General features: G+C 36.4%; 17 protein-coding genes and 1 pseudogene. 2 read left to right on the top strand and 16 right to left on the bottom strand.

Features of this window, described 5'->3' with window-relative positions:
• Positions 1-8: 8 nt before the first annotated feature.
• The 15 genes from ACK5MF_RS04990 to ACK5MF_RS04920 all read right to left on the bottom strand — a co-directional run bounded on the left by ACK5MF_RS04990 (position 9) and on the right by ACK5MF_RS04920 (position 15621).
• Positions 9-1142 carry a tetratricopeptide repeat protein gene (locus ACK5MF_RS04990; protein WP_416919958.1) on the bottom strand — a complete coding sequence of 378 codons (1134 nt, stop codon included), beginning with the start codon at positions 1140-1142 and terminating at the stop codon, positions 9-11.
• Positions 1139-2002, bottom strand: coding sequence for a type II secretion system F family protein (locus tag ACK5MF_RS04985; RefSeq protein WP_416919956.1), 864 nt, complete (start codon positions 2000-2002; stop codon positions 1139-1141). The genes ACK5MF_RS04990 and ACK5MF_RS04985 overlap by 4 nt, the downstream gene beginning before the upstream one ends.
• On the bottom strand, positions 2002-2916 hold the full coding sequence (locus ACK5MF_RS04980) for a type II secretion system F family protein (protein ID WP_416919953.1): 915 nt from the start codon (positions 2914-2916) through the stop codon (positions 2002-2004). Before ACK5MF_RS04980 ends, ACK5MF_RS04985 begins: the two co-directional genes overlap by 1 nt.
• Entirely contained in the window at positions 2913-4178 is a 1266-nt protein-coding gene (locus ACK5MF_RS04975) for a CpaF family protein (protein WP_416919951.1), read from the bottom strand. Before ACK5MF_RS04975 ends, ACK5MF_RS04980 begins: the two co-directional genes overlap by 4 nt.
• Entirely contained in the window at positions 4175-5383 is a 1209-nt protein-coding gene (locus ACK5MF_RS04970; RefSeq protein ID WP_416919949.1) for an AAA family ATPase, read from the bottom strand. Before ACK5MF_RS04970 ends, ACK5MF_RS04975 begins: the two co-directional genes overlap by 4 nt.
• On the bottom strand, positions 5383-5865 hold the full coding sequence (locus tag ACK5MF_RS04965) for a hypothetical protein (protein WP_416919947.1): 483 nt from the start codon (positions 5863-5865) through the stop codon (positions 5383-5385). Before ACK5MF_RS04965 ends, ACK5MF_RS04970 begins: the two co-directional genes overlap by 1 nt.
• Complete coding sequence (locus tag ACK5MF_RS04960) at positions 5865-7193, bottom strand: type II and III secretion system protein family protein (protein ID WP_416919945.1); 1329 nt, start codon at positions 7191-7193, stop codon at positions 5865-5867. Before ACK5MF_RS04960 ends, ACK5MF_RS04965 begins: the two co-directional genes overlap by 1 nt.
• A gap of 1 nt (position 7194) precedes the next feature.
• Positions 7195-8538, bottom strand: coding sequence for a hypothetical protein (locus tag ACK5MF_RS04955; RefSeq protein ID WP_416919943.1), 1344 nt, complete (start codon positions 8536-8538; stop codon positions 7195-7197).
• A 133-nt stretch (positions 8539-8671) separates the two neighbouring features.
• Positions 8672-8899 carry a Flp family type IVb pilin gene (locus ACK5MF_RS04950; protein ID WP_416919941.1) on the bottom strand — a complete coding sequence of 76 codons (228 nt, stop codon included), beginning with the start codon at positions 8897-8899 and terminating at the stop codon, positions 8672-8674.
• A 134-nt stretch (positions 8900-9033) separates the two neighbouring features.
• Positions 9034-9651: a hypothetical protein gene (locus tag ACK5MF_RS04945; RefSeq protein ID WP_416919939.1), complete on the bottom strand. Its 618-nt coding sequence runs from the start codon at positions 9649-9651 to the stop codon at positions 9034-9036.
• Between the two features lie 47 nt (positions 9652-9698).
• Positions 9699-10781, bottom strand: a complete 1083-nt coding sequence (locus ACK5MF_RS04940) for a fimbrial protein (RefSeq protein WP_416919937.1) — start codon at positions 10779-10781, stop codon at positions 9699-9701.
• Complete coding sequence (locus ACK5MF_RS04935) at positions 10768-11736, bottom strand: OmpA family protein (RefSeq protein ID WP_416919935.1); 969 nt, start codon at positions 11734-11736, stop codon at positions 10768-10770. Before ACK5MF_RS04935 ends, ACK5MF_RS04940 begins: the two co-directional genes overlap by 14 nt.
• Before the next feature lie 33 nt (positions 11737-11769).
• Positions 11770-14295, bottom strand: coding sequence for a fimbria/pilus outer membrane usher protein (locus ACK5MF_RS04930; protein ID WP_416919933.1), 2526 nt, complete (start codon positions 14293-14295; stop codon positions 11770-11772).
• 6 nt (positions 14296-14301) lie between these two features.
• A complete protein-coding gene (locus tag ACK5MF_RS04925) occupies positions 14302-15003 on the bottom strand; it encodes a molecular chaperone (protein WP_416919931.1) in 702 nt (233 codons plus the stop codon).
• A 60-nt stretch (positions 15004-15063) separates the two neighbouring features.
• Positions 15064-15621, bottom strand: coding sequence for a fimbrial protein (locus ACK5MF_RS04920; RefSeq protein WP_416919929.1), 558 nt, complete (start codon positions 15619-15621; stop codon positions 15064-15066).
• A 524-nt stretch (positions 15622-16145) separates the two neighbouring features.
• Here ACK5MF_RS04920 and ACK5MF_RS04915 point away from each other — a divergent pair.
• Positions 16146-17126, top strand: coding sequence for an XRE family transcriptional regulator (locus ACK5MF_RS04915; RefSeq protein WP_416919927.1), 981 nt, complete (start codon positions 16146-16148; stop codon positions 17124-17126).
• Positions 17123-17317, top strand: coding sequence for an ANR family transcriptional regulator (locus tag ACK5MF_RS04910; protein ID WP_416919925.1), 195 nt, complete (start codon positions 17123-17125; stop codon positions 17315-17317). The genes ACK5MF_RS04915 and ACK5MF_RS04910 overlap by 4 nt, the downstream gene beginning before the upstream one ends.
• 284 nt (positions 17318-17601) lie before the next feature.
• Here ACK5MF_RS04910 and ACK5MF_RS04905 read toward each other — a convergent pair.
• Positions 17602-17780, bottom strand: a pseudogene (locus ACK5MF_RS04905) (group II intron reverse transcriptase/maturase); the annotation flags it as partial.

Genomic DNA, 17780 nt, shown 5'->3' with positions numbered 1-17780 from the left:
ATCTTCGGCTAATCATACGCAACCTTAATATGCTGAAGTCCGTTATTAACGATAAAGGCATCTTTTACGTTAATTGTATGCAAAAATTCTTTAGCCTTTTTAAATGAATTAAAATTCCCTACACTATATTTATGCCAAATACCTGACGAAAATAAATATACATCTCCATATTCATTGTGCCAATTTCTCATTTGAACAGCTGAAATATTATTTTTTTCTGTCGTTGCCATAAGCTGAATTCGATAAACAATTCCGATGGATTTTTTATTACTATCCACAGCATGCATGGCAATAGGATTAAATTTTTGTTCATCTTTCTTTATAGAATCATCCAAAACATCAATACTATTGTCTTTAGACTCGAGCGCTGTACTAATACACTGATTCAAGTCTTCGTTAATTTTTTTTCTTGAACCATTATCATTTATCGACTGAATTAAAGCACTTAGTAACTGCATAGCTTGTTGATCAGAATACTTACTCTTAAGGATGGCAAATGCAATATCAAACTGCTCAAGGTTAATTAAGGTCAATAAGTAATTAGACTCAATTTTTGCATCATTAGGAAAATCATTATATAATTTTTCTAAAATATTTCTTGCTGAAATAAAATCTTTCTGCATCATTTTGACAAAAGCAATATTATTGTTTGCCTCTCTGTCTGATACTCCAACCTTTTTGCCACTTTCAAAATCATCTATGGCTTGTGAATACAAGTTCATCTGGGCGTGTATCCGACCACGCAACATATAAAATTCAGACATATCGCCATTTTGCTTTTTATACTTTTCTAACACCATGAGAGCTAAATCATACTCTTTATTTTTATATGCTATTTTTGCCTGTGTTAACAGGTAGCTTGCTTTTTTCAATTCATCAGAAGTGTAGGTGTTTTGATAGAGTTGCGCCGAACTTAAGTCATCCAATTCCAAATACAAATCAACAAGTTTCGCTTTATATTCTGAATTTTTATTTATATTAAGTTTGTAAAATTCAATCAATTTTTGCTGGTCACCAGATGATATTAACAATTTTTCAGTTATATCTAATTCTTGATTTTTTGTTACACCATTATTGTCTAGATTAGAACAACCTAACAGAAACAATAAAACAAAAGCAAAATGAAAAATATTTCTTTTCATGACATAAATATCCTCATAATGCCTGGAGCAACAATCAAAACAACAATTGGAATCATGATAAATACAATCATTGGAATTGACATTTTAGCACTCATCTTGCCAATTTTTTCTTCAAGCTCAAGCATGTTTATTTCCCTAATGTCACTAGATAATGTTAGTAACACTGCACCGATAGAAGAGCCAAAACGGACGTTATTCAATATAGTCGTGACGAAACTTTTAGCTTCTGATGTAGGAATCATAATTTGAAATTCACCTAATGCTTTATGAATTCCCACAATGTCTGTTCTATCAACCGTTCTTTGAATTACATAAGCCAATTCTTTATCAATTAAACTTATCTCTTTAGCAAGATATGCTAACGTCGCCTCGGTCGTCATACCGGTATTAATACAAATACTCATTAAGTCCAATAAAAATGGCAAGCGTTGATTCATGCGACTTATATTACTTTTCCCTCTGTATGATATATACATATCTGGCAAAATGATAAAGCACATAATTACTGCAAAAAATAGTAAAGAAAACATTAATGTTGAAATGACTTCTGAGTATAGAAGGTAACTAAGGACAATAGTAGAAAGAACGAATGGAATTACTTTGAAAAGATAATATCCATTCGCAATAATATCGCTATGTATTCCAGCTGTAATCAATTTTCCTTTTGTTTCTTCCTTGTTATATTTAAATAAAGATATAGCTTTTTTAAGACTTGAAATAAATACACTGTTTTTTTTGTTATATCCAACATAATTAGATATCAACAGATCATTTCTTATGTTATCTAGTATAAAGTTTGATACCATTGCCACGATTAGAGCAATGATACTAGCAACCAAAATGATAATTATAGGATCCATCAATCAACAGCCTTCAATATAAACCATATAATTAGAAAACCAATAAATTCACTGATTAAAACATAATAAAAAATTGGTCTTCCCGCATCTTCATACATGACGAAGTTATAATTATCTTCATTAGCAAAATACAAAACAATTAAAAATATCACAGGCAAAAAACCAATAATTTTTGCTGACATTCTAGCTTCTGATGTTAATGAGTTTTTCTTTTTATCTACATTTCTAGAAATAAATATCAGCCTATTAATTCTCGACATCACTTCCTTCAGCTGACCGCCTCTAGCGATATTAACTCTAATTGCTGAGATAAAGAAAAAATATTCAAGGTAGGGGAAACGAATACTACTACGCTCTAACACATCATCTGGATTTTCGCCAATAAGAAGTCGTTTAGCCATGTATTCAAATTCATTTCCGACTTGGTTATCTAACTGTTCACCTACATACTCGAACGCCTGCACGATACTTTGCCCAGAAGACATAGCACTAGTCAGAATATTTAGTGCGTCAGGAAACTGGTCACGAAAAACTGATTCTTTTTTTTGTTTCAAATATTTATAAAATAAAAAAAACATCACAGGTTCAACACAGATAATAAATTTCCAATACGCAACACGAAAGAATATATCGTTAATAAAATAAGTTATGCACAATGATAAAAAGAAAAAAATGATCAGTTTAAATGAGGCGTTAGGTTGAAATACTTTGATTATTTGCCCAAAAAGTCTTTTGACTCTGGTTGAGAAATTAAGGTCAAAGCTACGGAGATCGATAACATCAATTTTTTCATAACTAATATTCTCACTACTATCTTCACCAAGCCATTCGTTAACTTTTTTGTTGTATCGAGAGCGTTCGATTAATAGATATGTTATACCCGCTAAAAATATAATAACGATTAAAAAAATCATAAAAATATTTCCTTGACTCGGTCTTCCAAACCAAAAAACTTAGCACGTTGATAAACGATAGAACGTTTAGATAAACCCGCCGATAAAAAGTCTCCTTGAATTTCATCTTCATTAGAGTCAACGTTAGTTTCATAACGAAATATATCATCCATAACCACTTGGTCTCCTTCCAGACCAGATAATTCAGCGATATGGACAATCTTTCTTGTACCGTCAGGCATTCGTTTAACTTGTACAATAAGGTCAACAGCACTGACAATGGTGCGACGGATGGCATCTATGGGCAAACTTGAAGTCGCCATCATTACCATACTTTCTACACGTGAAATAGCATCTCTGGGAGTGTTAGCGTGAAGTGTAGACATAGACCCATCGTGCCCGGTATTCATCGCCTGCAACATCTCAAATGCTTCACCACCACGACACTCACCCACAATAACGCGGTCTGGACGCATACGTAATGAGTTTATAACTAAATCGCGAGCGGTTACCATCCCCGTCCCTTCGGCACTTGCTGGGCGTGTTTCGAGTCGAACCACATGGGGTTTTTGTAGTTGCAACTCAGCAGCATCTTCTATTGTTACGACGCGTTCTGAATCTTGAATAAAACCAGAAAGTGCGTTCAGTAGCGTTGTTTTCCCTGAACCTGTGCCACCGGAAATCAATATATTGCATTTACAATAGCTGGCAATAGACAAAAATTTGGCCATACTCATTGAAAGCGCACCAAAACTGACTAAATTATCCAGTTGAATCTTTTGTTCTTTAAATTTACGAATAGAAATGGAGGTACCGTCCAACGCCAACGGAGGAACCACAATATTTACCCGGCTGCCATCGAGCAATCGCGCATCACATAATGGGTTACTGTCATCGACCCTACGACCAACTGTTGCTGCAATTCTTTTAGCAATAGTGACAAGCTGTTGTTCATCAATAAATCGAATAGTAGACTTACTCAACTTGCCATTGATTTCGATAAAGACATTTTCATGTCCATTGATCATAATATCCGAAATAGCTTGGTTATCTAAAAGGGCTTGCAGCGGACCTAAGCCTTTTAACTCATCGACCATAGCATTAACTATATCTCTACGGCCAGAGGTGCTTACTTGCAAATCCTTTTTCTTGATCAGGACATCGACAGATTGGCTTAACTGCGTCGCCAATTCATCTGAACTAACTTCAACTAAGGACGACGCATCTAATGCGTCAAAAATGTCATTCCTTAAAGAGATATATACACTGTCAAATCTATTCATGATCGTTTCTTAAAGAGTGAAAAATTTAGTTTTGGTTTAATATTTTTCCCGGTCAAATCTCTTATTATATCGACAAACGGCAAATAATATTTTTTATGCTCCACACTTGATATGCCTTGTTGCAATATTGTTTTCTCTAACGATGGTTCATATTTAATTTTAACTACGGATTCTACATTAATTCTTTCACAAGCATTATCTACTGACATAATGTAGTCTTTAGGTGAGCGAACAAGATTAAAGATAACTTGACAGTCTGAATTAGCCAATTTAGATGATAGATAGTTGTATGTTCGTAATGATGCAATCGTTGGTTCACAGATTAAAAATACACGATGGTATCGGTCTAAATTTTCTTGCACATTTAATGTATCGACACAAGATAATGGTACAGAATCAATAATAAAATTATAGTTTTTTGCCATTTCTTGAGACAAGTAATATAACAAATCAACATGTTCTCGAGGAGAAACTAAATGGCTATCAATCGCAAGATAATCAAGTTTATCTTGTACGTTATGTATATAACTTGTTGCTATCGCGGCATCCAAATCAACCATAGCTAAATTGCCACTATTTTGTTTCAATTTTAGTTGTTTAATTCCTAGACAAGCATCTGAAATGAGCGCGTGTGAATCATGCTCTGACAGCAAAACTTTTAGATGCGCTTTAACCGCTAAAGTATGAGCAAGCATAGCACTAAAACTCGATACACCAATCCCCCCCCTAGTGCCAATAACAAGAATTCGCTTAGCGCTACGAATTGAATGGCTGTACACAGCTCCACTTGTTGAGGAATTTAGAGCCATATTTAGACCATTTAACTCTTTATCCCATAAAACATAAATGGCACCCATGCGATATATTTCATTTTGCAAATTAATTGAATTAATATCACTTAGGATCATTAAATTAATGTCTACATCAAGCAAAGTCTCCATTTTTGCAACCAACAGCCCTTGCTCTGCTCCATCAACACCTCGCAAGTCCAAAATAACGTTGACGGTATTAAAACGAGTATAATTGCCAACGTTATCTTCATTTAAATATGAGGCAGTTTTAGGCTTGCTGAATCCTTCAGTTGTATAGAGTTCAATAATGGTTCTGACAAGGTCATTATCGGTGCTAACCACTAAATCACAACGAACATCATCAATTGAATCCGGCTTTTTCTTAGATAAAAATGATGTTAAATCAGAGACCATTATTTATAATCCTTCATAGGGTTAAGTAAACTAATCGTTTCATTGTGTTTAATTGAGCAACCGAACGCATAATTTCCGTGATTATGAATGGTCAATTTTCCACACTCACGAGCTTCAATATAGCGATAAACAATGTGGATTTGCCCTATGACTGAATCAGTCTGACTAAACTCAAACTGACTGGTTGGCAAATCTTGATTTGCTAGTTCTTCACTTGTCATTTGAACTAGCTGTTCAACTTCCATTGGATAGATAATAGAGAAGTGGGATTTCGGATGAACTCTATAAAGTTCACTAACAACCTGGGTGAGGTCAGAAGAAACCATGACTACATCACTTTGTTGTTGATTGTCCTCATTCAAAAACAACACTTTACGTTCTTGTTTTATCACATTTAAATGTGATGGAGTTGCAACACTGTAGTAACCACAGCCAGATATACAACAGACACCTACAGCAATTAACCATGAATAAAAATTCATTAGTTGAATCCTCCATGGCTTAAAATATCATTCAGTTCCAGTGACTCATTTCTTTTTGATGAGAAATCAACTTGCAGTAATCTTTCAATATCACTGGTCGGTTTAAATAGTGGCAACTTAACATTTTCGGTACTAACTGGAGTAACCAAATTAACCGTAGCGACAATAATCAATTCTTTTTTTGAACGTACAGATTTGCTGCTGCTAAAAAGCAAACCTAAAATTGGGATATCACTTAAATAAGGTACTTTAGATAAAGATTCAGAATCTTCTGATGACAACAAACCTGCCAAGACAAAACTCTGCCCGTCCTTAAGTTGTACCGTAGTTAGCGCTTTACGCGTGTTAAAGGCAGGAATATTCATTAATCCTGTCGATGTCTGATGCGTTTCATCGAACGAACTAACTTCTGGCTCTAATGTCAAACGAATATTATTGTTATCGATCACTTTCGCGATCATTGCCAGTTTTATCCCGTACTCTTTATAATGAATGGTGATGCCGTCTTCTTCTTGAACAGCAATTGGTACTTCACCACCCACTAAGAAATTAGCCTGCTCTCCTGAAAATACCGTTAAATTGGGTTCTGCCAGTATTTGTCCGACACCTTCATTACCTAAAGCAGAAATAACACTGACGATATCCTGAGCAGTAAAATCCAAGAGTTTATTAACAAACACTCCCGTTGATGAGCCGTTTGTTCCATAACTCACACCCAGTTCGGTTAAAAATGAACTCGAAACTTCAGCAATAGTCACTTTTACATTAATCTGATTGGTAGCAAGAACCTGCAAATTATTGATAATGCCTTCATAGTAATACTTTGCGGTGTAATCTAGGGCATCATCATCCCCTTTTTTTTGCGAAGGAAAAATATAATTTGAGCGCTCAGGTTTCTTTTCTAAGAATGTTCCAACCATGTGGTACACCTTATTTTTAACCTCTTCAGAACTCACCACACCGTCCAATAAGATGTTATTAGATACATTCGTGATTGAAATATTTTCATCTGGAAATTTTTCTTTAATTACACTTCCAATAAGATCCAAATTTAAATTAACAATGATGTTATTTTTATATATTTCCTTACCAGAATGATTGTAAATAATGATAGAACTAACACCCAAATCTACGCCATACAAAACAATGGTTTTGGAGTTAATGACTTTATAATCCGCTATTTTTGGGTCAGACATAAATACGGTGGAAACGGCAGAATCTAAATTTATTGTCTTGGCTGAGCCTTTACTCAGTTCAATCAGGTTTTCTGACACAGCGACCTGAGAAAAGAAGACAAATATCAGCAAAAAATAGAACCTATTACGCATGTTACTTTCCCCCTCGCAATGCTTTTACACCTCGCGGTTTGTAATCAACAAACTGACTACTTTTATAACTGCCTTTCATCTTTTCTTTTTCTGCCAAATTTGAGGACAAAACAACCGATAAATGACCTGTTTCTTTCGCTGTTTCTAACTTCAATATTTGCGCCGAATTCAGCGCAACGACTAAATGATGTTTAATCGCCATCTTTGCATCATTAGTAGAACTTAAATGCAATACTCGAACTTGTTCTTCAATAACCTTGCTTACCGCAGACGTTGAGCTAGTGGTATTATTCTTGCTAACCATACGTAAAATGAAACTCACCAAATCATCTCTTTTGGCGGTAAATGCACCTTGGTTAACTATTTCCGTAACGTCAAACCAATAAGGCAATTCTGAAGCTTTTAGAAACTGTAGCGGATATTCTTGATCATTCACATCTGCTATCATATTTTTATTAATAATCATTCCCTTAGCATAGTTACCTTTATAAACAGCTTGCGGCAGAAACGTCAAATCATCAATTTCAGTATAAGCGCCTTGAACATCATTTTTATTAATGATTTGGGCGACAAAGTCAGCATGTTTAATCAATTGCCCTTGTTGCACACTCTGGTTAAGTGCATAAACTTCAGCAATAGATTCATCGCGTTTCTTAATATTGGTCGACAAAATTAACCGCAAATGTTGGTCTTTATTCTGTTTAGCCTCTTCTATCGCTAAAATTTCATCCAGATTAAGAGACAATACCAAACGATAATTTGACGGACCATTTTTACTCGCTATACCACCTGCGCCGCTAAACGATTGCGACAATTTTAGAACTCTAGCGTGCTTTACTATTATTTCACTTAACGGCTCTGATGATTCATTACGTGGTTGAGTTTTGATTAGTGCAAAGCTTACGTAGTCTCCGCTCTTGACAAAAAATGAATTGCCATTAATCAGTTCCGTTACATCATACCAATAAGGCAGTTCTCCCTTATTTAATGCCATAAATATATAATCGTCGTCTTCGGGGTTGACAATATCATCTAACGTTAAGTAGCTACCATTAGGCACATCACGATTAAACAAGGTTGCAGAAGAGATAGAAAACTCACTAACAGGAGAGTGTGGAACGCCTTTAAGTTCAGATAAAGAAAAGCTCTCTACCGATAGCATATTCATGTTTACCGCCTGTCTTTTATTTACTGCAGTATTCAGAACATAAACATCAACCGTTGGCTCTACAACATCAACCGGAATTTCTTCTTTTTCTGATTTTGCTAAATATGAATTGATAAAAAAGTAAAAAATCAGGAAAAATATTAACGCTGTCAACAAAAAACGAACTGGCCGCCCCATAACATATCCTAAAGCATCAAGTAAAGATAAAATTTATTATTTTCACACCATAAAAACATCGCATATTAATGCTTTTACTAACCAAGTAACTCTACCAGAAGGTAGAGTTACTTTTGGCTTATTAAATTATAATTTATCCACCAGTACCAGTACTTACAGTTGCAGCCGAAGTAATATTTTCTCGCACCGTAGCCATCGCTTGTGCCATAGCTGTCCCCAAATCACCGCTATTATAAACAGCTAAAACAATTGTCGACATTGCAACAGCAATAATGGCGTATTCTACGGCGGTTACGCCTCTTTTATCTTGGAAAAAATCATTTTTTAGAATATATAAATGACATAGTAGTTTGTTAAACATTGTTTGTTCTCCGTTGTAAATAACCGACCTACTATATTTCATTGATTCAAAAAAAAATTAGCAACCACAAGCAATTTACACCACAAACGCTAACCACTATACGTAACTACGCCAATATTAAGATTGGCAGCATATCAATTGATGTACACGGCTCTTATCCATGCATCCATTTTTTTATGACATTTTTTTTGTAAGCTGGCCAATACAAGCTTAGCTTCATTGCGGGAAGGGTAATATTGGCTTAAAAGGTAGTATTTATTGTTTTCATTTAAGACAAACAATGGAATATCGACACACGGGACATCGAGTTTCGGTTCATTCTTTCCAGCGAAAAACTGTATCGAATAGGCTTTTGTCTCGGGTTTATTTTCATTTGGTGGGGTTTGTTCTGGTAGGTATTTTTCAAAGTTTGCACATGAGTTTGCATCTATAGACAATGTCTTAGTTGCTCGGCCAACCTTAGTATCTAAAATGGTCACTCGTTTGCCATATTGATGGTTAGCACATTCGTTTAATAAAATGTAGGCGGTTAGTTGATTGGATATACATTCAGTTGGGGCATAATAAAAGATGTTATCTTGATTGGTTTCTATCTTAATATCACAATGCGATATTCGACTTAAACTTTGTCCTTCATTTGTCCAAACACTTAATTCAGAACCAATATCAACCTGTTGTTCGGCTCGAGAAATATTAACAACGCACATGACGATGGTTAATATTAAATAAACTGAGCCTCTGTACTTACTCATATCAACATCTCTACCTATAAACACTGAGGCGCAGTCTAATTGCCAATTTAATTGTAGTCTAAGGCCACGGTACTTCTAGCTTTCACGGTACCACTGGTAACTCTTGCGCTACCTGTTTTTTTGTAAGCGGCCTCTAAACGTTCAGAATGAGTTCCGTTTACGGATATTGATAAGTCACTACCGACCAAAGAAGCACCGCTATCTGGATGGAATATCATCACCCCAACACCGTCAGCTGAACCATCTTCATTACTTAAAACATCGCTAGCATTGGCCACATTTGACGCATCAGTAAATGACAATCTAACATCTACGGCACCATCATGGTCACATGTAATATTGAGATAAAAGTCAGTACGACCTCTGATTGTTGCGTCCGTATTATAAGCCGTTTGTTCAAACTCCCCCGCGTTGACTGTCGGCAAAAGAACCTCTTTATCAACCACGTTGCAAGTGCCACTAGTATTATCAATGTTAACAATCATAAAACCTAACTGCCCCCAGTTAGCATCAGAGGTCGAACCAGAACCATCAGTAAAATAATATTCCGCATCTGAAAATTTCCCATTAAAGGTGTTTACTGTATTCGTTAGCCTAGTAAAATTGAAAAAAATCTTGGCGTACATAGTAGCTGTGCCCATAGAGGTACTAGGAGCTCGGACTACAAACTTATTGCCTGAACCTTGCGCTGTAACATAAGTACTATTAGTAGTACTAAACTGCATATAATAGCCTAACTGTCCACCTTCACTATTGCTGCTATCAAGCCAGTTGTATGTGCCATCATATCTCCTAGCTATTGTCCACACCCTTCCACCGGAACACTGTATTGGATTAAACAGACTCCAAGCACATCTTGTACCTTGGACGTTTTTGGATGGACAAAATCGAATTTCAAAAATTTTGGGGGTGATTGACCAACTATTAAGGCTATCTATGGTCGAATTCCCGACAGCTAAGTTATTATCTTGCGGCCCAAAATCTGTGCTAGGACCAGCAAATTCCCCTACATTTGACTTTGAGCACGAAGGAACGTTATAAGCACTAGCCTCCCTAATAGAAAAACAAAATACCAAAACCGATAAACATAAAAAGTTAACAACAATAGCTGCATTTTTATTTAGCTTCATATTCGAATGACCATATAATTAGTTCAACACGGCGGTTTTGTGCACGCCCAATGGCAGTATTATTTGTCGCTACAGGGTCTGTTTCACCTTTGCCAGACACTCGAATTCTAGAGCGCTCAGCTTCCGGCAAACCTAAAGCATCAACAACAGCGTGCGCACGGCGCAAAGATAGTGCCATATTATATTCATCGCTGCCGATTGAATCGGTATGACCGACAATTGAAACTTCAGCCTGAGGGTATAGTCGAATAACACGCTTCCATTCAGCAAAGATAGTATTTAATTCAGGTGTAACATGCACAACTGAACTATCAAAATCAAAACCTAGCTCGTTAATATAGGTTCCATAAATTCTATATTCTGGTGCAATAACCGTAGGCTCTTCTACTTTAACTGGCGTAACGACAACATCCTCATGACGTTTACCCTTAAAGTGATAAGCAATATCCGCAGAAATACCATGTAAGTTATATTCACCTACCGAACTGTTGCCGAAATCTGAAATAAACTTATAACCTAAATTAACGTAAACATGAGGCGTAATTCGGTGGTTAATACCAATTTCCGCCAGTGGTGATAGGCCATTTTCTTTATAAGGTCGCTCAGTGCTGGATAAATCCACCATCCAATAGGCAGCACCGAGTCTACTATATAAACTTGTTTCATCTAAAAAGTACCAATCGTATCTCAGGGCAGATTCTAAATATCCAGCTTCAGATGAAATATTATAAGGGCTGGTATCGCCTACATATTGATAACCAATATCCCAACTCCAATGTTCAGTAAAACTAACACCCACATTAGCACCCGGGCCGAATGTATCAGATGCAAAATCAGCATCAGGCATAAAATAACCGCCTTTTGCACCGATAAATAGATGAGGGTAAACGTCGTCATTCTGCGCTAGCACTGCGCTAGAAAATAACAATGGGACTAAAATACAATGCTTTTTCATAACAAACCTATACATTTATAATTGTAATGAAGATTAATGACACGCAGACCGAATGACTACCAATCGACCACTTTCTTGTTGCTTATCCGTCAACGAATAATTCAAATTGCAACTTTGACCTTCCCACGAAACCTTAATAGCCCCTTGAGGCTCTGATACTCGCGCGAATATTTGAGAACCTTGTCCTACGTTGCCAATAATTTTTTCATCAGCATCATAAACAGCGGCTCCAAAAGGAATACTTTGTTCAACATAAACAAGTAACGGATATCCCGTTCTTACGTTAAATTTAAGCAAAGCAACCGCATTTCTGTAGGGAGCAACCATTTGAGATGTTGAGTCAAATTCGATATCTTTTTTTGCGCCTAATGGATCAAGCCTTATTTCATTCATTTGATAAGGTGATAAGTTTCCGACCACAGCATAACCATTGCTATCAATAGTTAGATTCCTATACCCAGAGACTTTCGCCCCTTCCGCCCCTTTTGCTTCCACAAGCGCCAATGTCTTGCCGGTTTGCGGTGTTAAGGTGATACCACCTTTATGAGCAACGAGACCACCACTAATGCTCACTGACTGACTGGAATAGGAACCACTTCTGCTGACATAAGCAGCAACATTAGCCTTTGAGCCGGCATAATAAACACTGGCATCATACTGAGAAGTATGACGGCGATTTTTCGCTTGATTTCTTGTTGCAGCAGCACTATAAGTAACGGTTTTATCTTCGTTCAAATAACCGGATAAAGAAGCCCTTTGACTATGACTACCTTCATCATCCGCTTGATGTGACAAATTAAGCGTTGAAGCATAATCCGACACATGACCAAGCGGGACACCTAAATTTATACTATAACTGGTATTATTCTTGCCCTCAGAGTTAAAATAACGGCTCGCATTTATGCCTAGAGAGTAGTATTTAAAATTGTTTGAATAACCCAAACTGAAAGTGTCGTTATAATAATCATTATTCCAATACTTCTCACGAACACCAGAAAAATAAAGACTACCCCAAAGCCCAGGCAGTTCTTGCCCCACCGTCAAAGCATAACGGTGTTTTGAGCGATAGACATCATCAACAACACCACCTCTTTGAATTGTGTCGTATAATACCATTGCCGTTTTATAGTCTAGATAACGCTCCGTAGAATAACGATAGGCACCTAAAGAAATATAGTTACCAATAGAGTTAAAGCTCTTACTGTATTTCACCTCATAACTTTGCCCACTATAGTTATCTAAGAAAAGGCTGTCCGAATAGGTAATATCAAAAGAAAAAGCGCCCGCCAATGTACCTAAAGCCGCACCGGCGTTTAATGCATAATAATCAGCATTACCACGCACACCACCATAACCGGTTAAGAAATTATTCAAGCCTCGTTCATATGTACCCTCTAAAAGAAGTGGCTTCGTTAATAAACTATTATTTCGGTACTGACCAATGGAGGCGGAATAATTGTATAAACCTGGTCTGAGGTTCTGCGCCAAGCCATCAAAAGGAACCACAAAATGCTGCTCTTTACCATCAGCCTCATACACCACCACCTGCAAAGAGCCACTAAAGCCCGTAGGTGCCAGATCATCAATCAAAAAATTGCCCGGTGGAACCGTCGCCTCATAAATAACTCGGTCATTTTGATAAATCACCACTTTCGCGTTTGTATTCGCTATACCCCTGATTTCTGGCGCATAACCACGATATCCAGTCGGTAACATATTGTTATCATTGACAAGACTAAAACCGATAATCGGCACGCTATCAAAAGCGTGACCTCTTGAATTGGTATAACCAACTAAAGCGCGACTTTTAATTTCGGGGATGGGTTTATCAAAATATGCACTATTAGTGGTAAAATTTACATCATCATTTGTTGACGACCATGTGGCATATCCGTCATGAAGAAAATACCAGTCGCCCAAACCGATACTAGTGGAAAAAGAGCCACTTATACTTTGAGTATCACTGCTATTATTGTACGCATTAAAGCTATAAGATAATGCAACAGCACCGACACCTGAATCCCATTCAGATGGCGGAACATAACCTCGAGTGAGTCGATGTAAATATAACTGAGGAATTTGAATATTAAGTTTATTTGAATTAATAAGATATTCAACATTAGACGTTACAAAGTGGTCAGCAAAGTTAACACAATGACCATCATCTGCGTTAATCTCTTCCAATAAAGACTCAGGCACATATTTTGGGTCAAACTGAATCAATTTAACTAATGAAGGCTCGATACATGGTATAGTTTTACCATTTATATCTTCTACAATATCAAGTGCAGTATCTGTCAATTTTACATCATTTAAAAACACACTCGACATATAAACACCGGGCGGAATGTAATCACTACGTGAAAACTGACTAACATCAACTGAGGTGCCAAAATGAAAAAATGATGAATCAAACTCTACTTCGTCTTCAGCCAATAAATGACATGACAATAACAGCGCCAACACTGTCATTGTTAATACTTTTCTATAACTTTTATTCTTTGACTCAAAAGCCGCCAGACGATTCATACAAACACCAACATAATAAATAGACATCATCTATTATCAGTTAAGATTCCATTCAACGCTTTTATAACTACCATAATCATTAACTGCAGTAAAAACGACCTTACCAGCTTGATTAAGATTTTTTAAATCGGGGAAATAAAATTCAGAAGATGAATAAGGCTTCATCATTTCGCTTTCGTTACTGTTGTACTCAACACCATCAACAATAAATTTAACCGTTGTCACCGAAACATGATAAGGCGTAGGGTTTTTGATACTTAAATACCCAGATCTTTGCTCCCACTCCAACTTATCAAGGGTTTCATTTGCCTTACCTGACAAATCATTGGGACGAAAAAACAGTTTAATTCGAGTTCTATAAGCGATTTGCAAAGAGTTTACTTCTTTATCTGACTTTGACGGAACAGATAAAACATTCAGCCAGAAAACAGACTCTCTATCCGTTGGTAACGTTTCACCTGTGTAAATCAACTTTAAAGCCTGACTATCACCACCATTAATGCGACTAATCGGTGGCGTAAGAATAAATGGAACGTCTATTTCAGATGGATTTAAATTCGCATCACCTTCATCAATCCAACTTTGAACCAAATATGGATTATCTGTTTTATTACTTAATGCTACAGATACTTCCTTCTTGCTTTCTGGATAAATAACACGAGTACCTTCAATAATAACGGTCGCAGAACAAAAAGGCACAAAAAAGACATAAAGAAATAAAGCGGACAATAATCTCATAAAAACCATAACCTTAAAAATTTATGGGCATGATATTTCATACCCATAAGAATAAATGAATTACTTATAATCCAACACAAAGTCAACCACTGATCTCACTTTACCAGATGTAACAGCACTTGGTGTTGCGGCAATATAACCTGCTGAGTAAACCAAGGTTGCAGCATTGTTTACAATAGCGCCGTACTGACTTGTGTTACCGGCACCATTTGCAGCACCTGCCTCAACTATTGTGTCACCATCAAGGTCAAGTAGAGCAACCATCACGTTAGTAGCACCATCGACACCTCCTTCATCCAAGTTTTTTAGGTGACCCGAAACAGGATCAACACCAGCACCATAACTAAAGAAGGCTTTCACTTGGTTTTCAGGGCTTGAACACGCCGTACCTGTTAGTTCCATAATAAACTTTGTTTTAACAACAGGCGCGTTAGCATAGTTTTCAAAGGCGTCTGTAGCAACTGTTGGCAACGTAACAACTGCAGAAGAAGCAGGGTTTCCATCAACTGTTACATCACACGTAGCGGCAGTCACTAGCCCATTAAATGTAATTGTACCGCTATTAGCAAAGGCACCAGCAGAAGCTAATAAACTTAAACATAAAACTGTTTTTTTCATTTTGAACTCCAAAATTAAGAATTATCGTTTACCGCAGTCTGTTAAACAAACACCGCAAACTTAATAAGTTTTTCAGCTAAGAGACAACTTGCCAACTGGCATACAAAAAGAAATCACAAACACAATGCTAAAATAAATTTTCCAACCTATTTATTGCTAAACATAAAATTAACTTTTGATAAAAGAACAGGTAGTGAATAAAGGGGTACTAAATAGCACAAGACAACCTAAATTTACATTTGGTAACGATTTTCAATTTTATAGCAGGAACAAGGTTATCATTACAAGAACGCCAACAAATTAGCATCAAAGACGAAAACAGCATAACAATGCCAAGCACAAGTTTTTATTCATTGCTAAGATTCTTTCGAAAAAAAGTCCAAAGAGAATATAAAACAGATAATTAAAGATATACAACCCCAAGATTTTTTTATGTTTTTCATACATTATTTGTATATGATTTTCCAGAAAATGTGGCTGTTTTATATTATTTCATCAAGGACATATGAGATGAGAAGTTATTAATGAAAAAAGTATTTAAAGACCTAAAATTTAAAGATATGCTATCACTATGGATTAGTTCGAAGAATATAAGTAGAAAAGATTTAATCATACGACTGCAAAGAAAATATCATAACGTTTTTTTTGGGTTAGATACCATTACATTTAGCCGCTGGATTAATGGTAAAAGCACTCCACCATTATATAAACAACTGTATATAGCTAAATGCTTGGATATTAATTTGCAAGATGTCATCCGATGTCTTGATGTATCCATGTTGAAATGCCCTAATTCACATGCTGTGATAGCGAGAGGCTTAGTGAAAGAACTCGATTACTCGTTATCAGCGCTTTCATATAACCATATGCCAAAAAATATTATTACAGAGATATCTGATCACTCTTATGATGAACATATTGAGTTATTTGGTGCATTTTATGGAAATTTGTCACCATTAAAAAGTTTCACCAACTCTTTATATGAAATGAGAAACAAGATTACCTATAAAAGCATCCTAATTAAAAATAATCAAGATGAAGTTATTGGTCATTGGGCTGGAATTATGAACATAGCTAAGATTAACAATTTGTCATCTTTCATTTCTATTCCACAAAATGAAGTAGAGAGTAGCTGCTTGGGCTATTTGGGCTATTACTCCAACTCTAAACATTACTTTGAGTTAATCACCCAGTCAATTTGTATGTATTTGATCTTGTATTCAAAAAGCAAAGATTTTGTTTATTTCTTTATAGTTGATAACAATGCGTTAGTTAAGTTTTGTACAATCATTTTTAATGCGGAAGTCATAAAGTATTACCCTTCATTAGAAGGTCAGGGGACAATGGGCGTGTATTTATTGAAATTTAATATTATAAAATCAATTGCGAACCCTCTACTGTTACCTAAAGTACAAGAAAAATTGTCTTGCCTTGAGACTTGTGACTCGAAAAATTGCAAATTGTGTAATTTAAGAGATCTTGAACTCAGAAAGGGGAAAAAATGAACCATGATACTTACCATGAATGGGCCCAGCGAGCATGTGAAAAAGAACGGCAGCAACAATGGTTCGAGGCACAGAAATTGTGGTTAAAAGCGTTTTATCGAACCTCGCTTGGCGATATAAATCGCCACTGGAGTTGGGCACGCGCTGATTTCTGCAACTCAAGGCGGCACAACCACCATTGGCACTGGTAAGAGTGAAAACTGATAGTCGTAAAAGAAACCCCGCTCTAACTTGAGGAGTATTGTAGAGCGGAGCAATGAACAGTATATTTTGTTCAAAAACGCTTAGATTGTCATTGTAGACACGAATTAAGTTAGCACATCTTATTTAACGGTAATTAGCATCGACCATCTGTTTTGCGTTTAAAAGTAACTATTGTGGTGCTTCCACTTTTAATGAATCAAAAATCGAGTAGGGTGAGGCGTTACCGCCTCATCCCTCTCACAGAACCGTACGTACGGACCTCGTATACGGCTCATGCATACTTCCATTCAGCATAATTGCTAAACACATACCCTGTTCCTACTTGCTCAAGATTTACCAACCCCAGTTCGTTGAACCATTGGTTTGGCATCGCATAACTGGCTAGAGGACTTTGCGCATTTCTCCAACTACTCATTCGGATAAATCTAAACGGCGGCTTATATCCAAGCT

The sequence above is a fragment of the Vibrio sp. genome (assembly GCF_047973365.1).
GTDB lineage: Bacteria > Pseudomonadota > Gammaproteobacteria > Enterobacterales > Vibrionaceae > Vibrio.
Note: the sequence above shows the minus strand (reverse complement) of the source record. Positions and strands in the feature narration are given on the sequence as shown.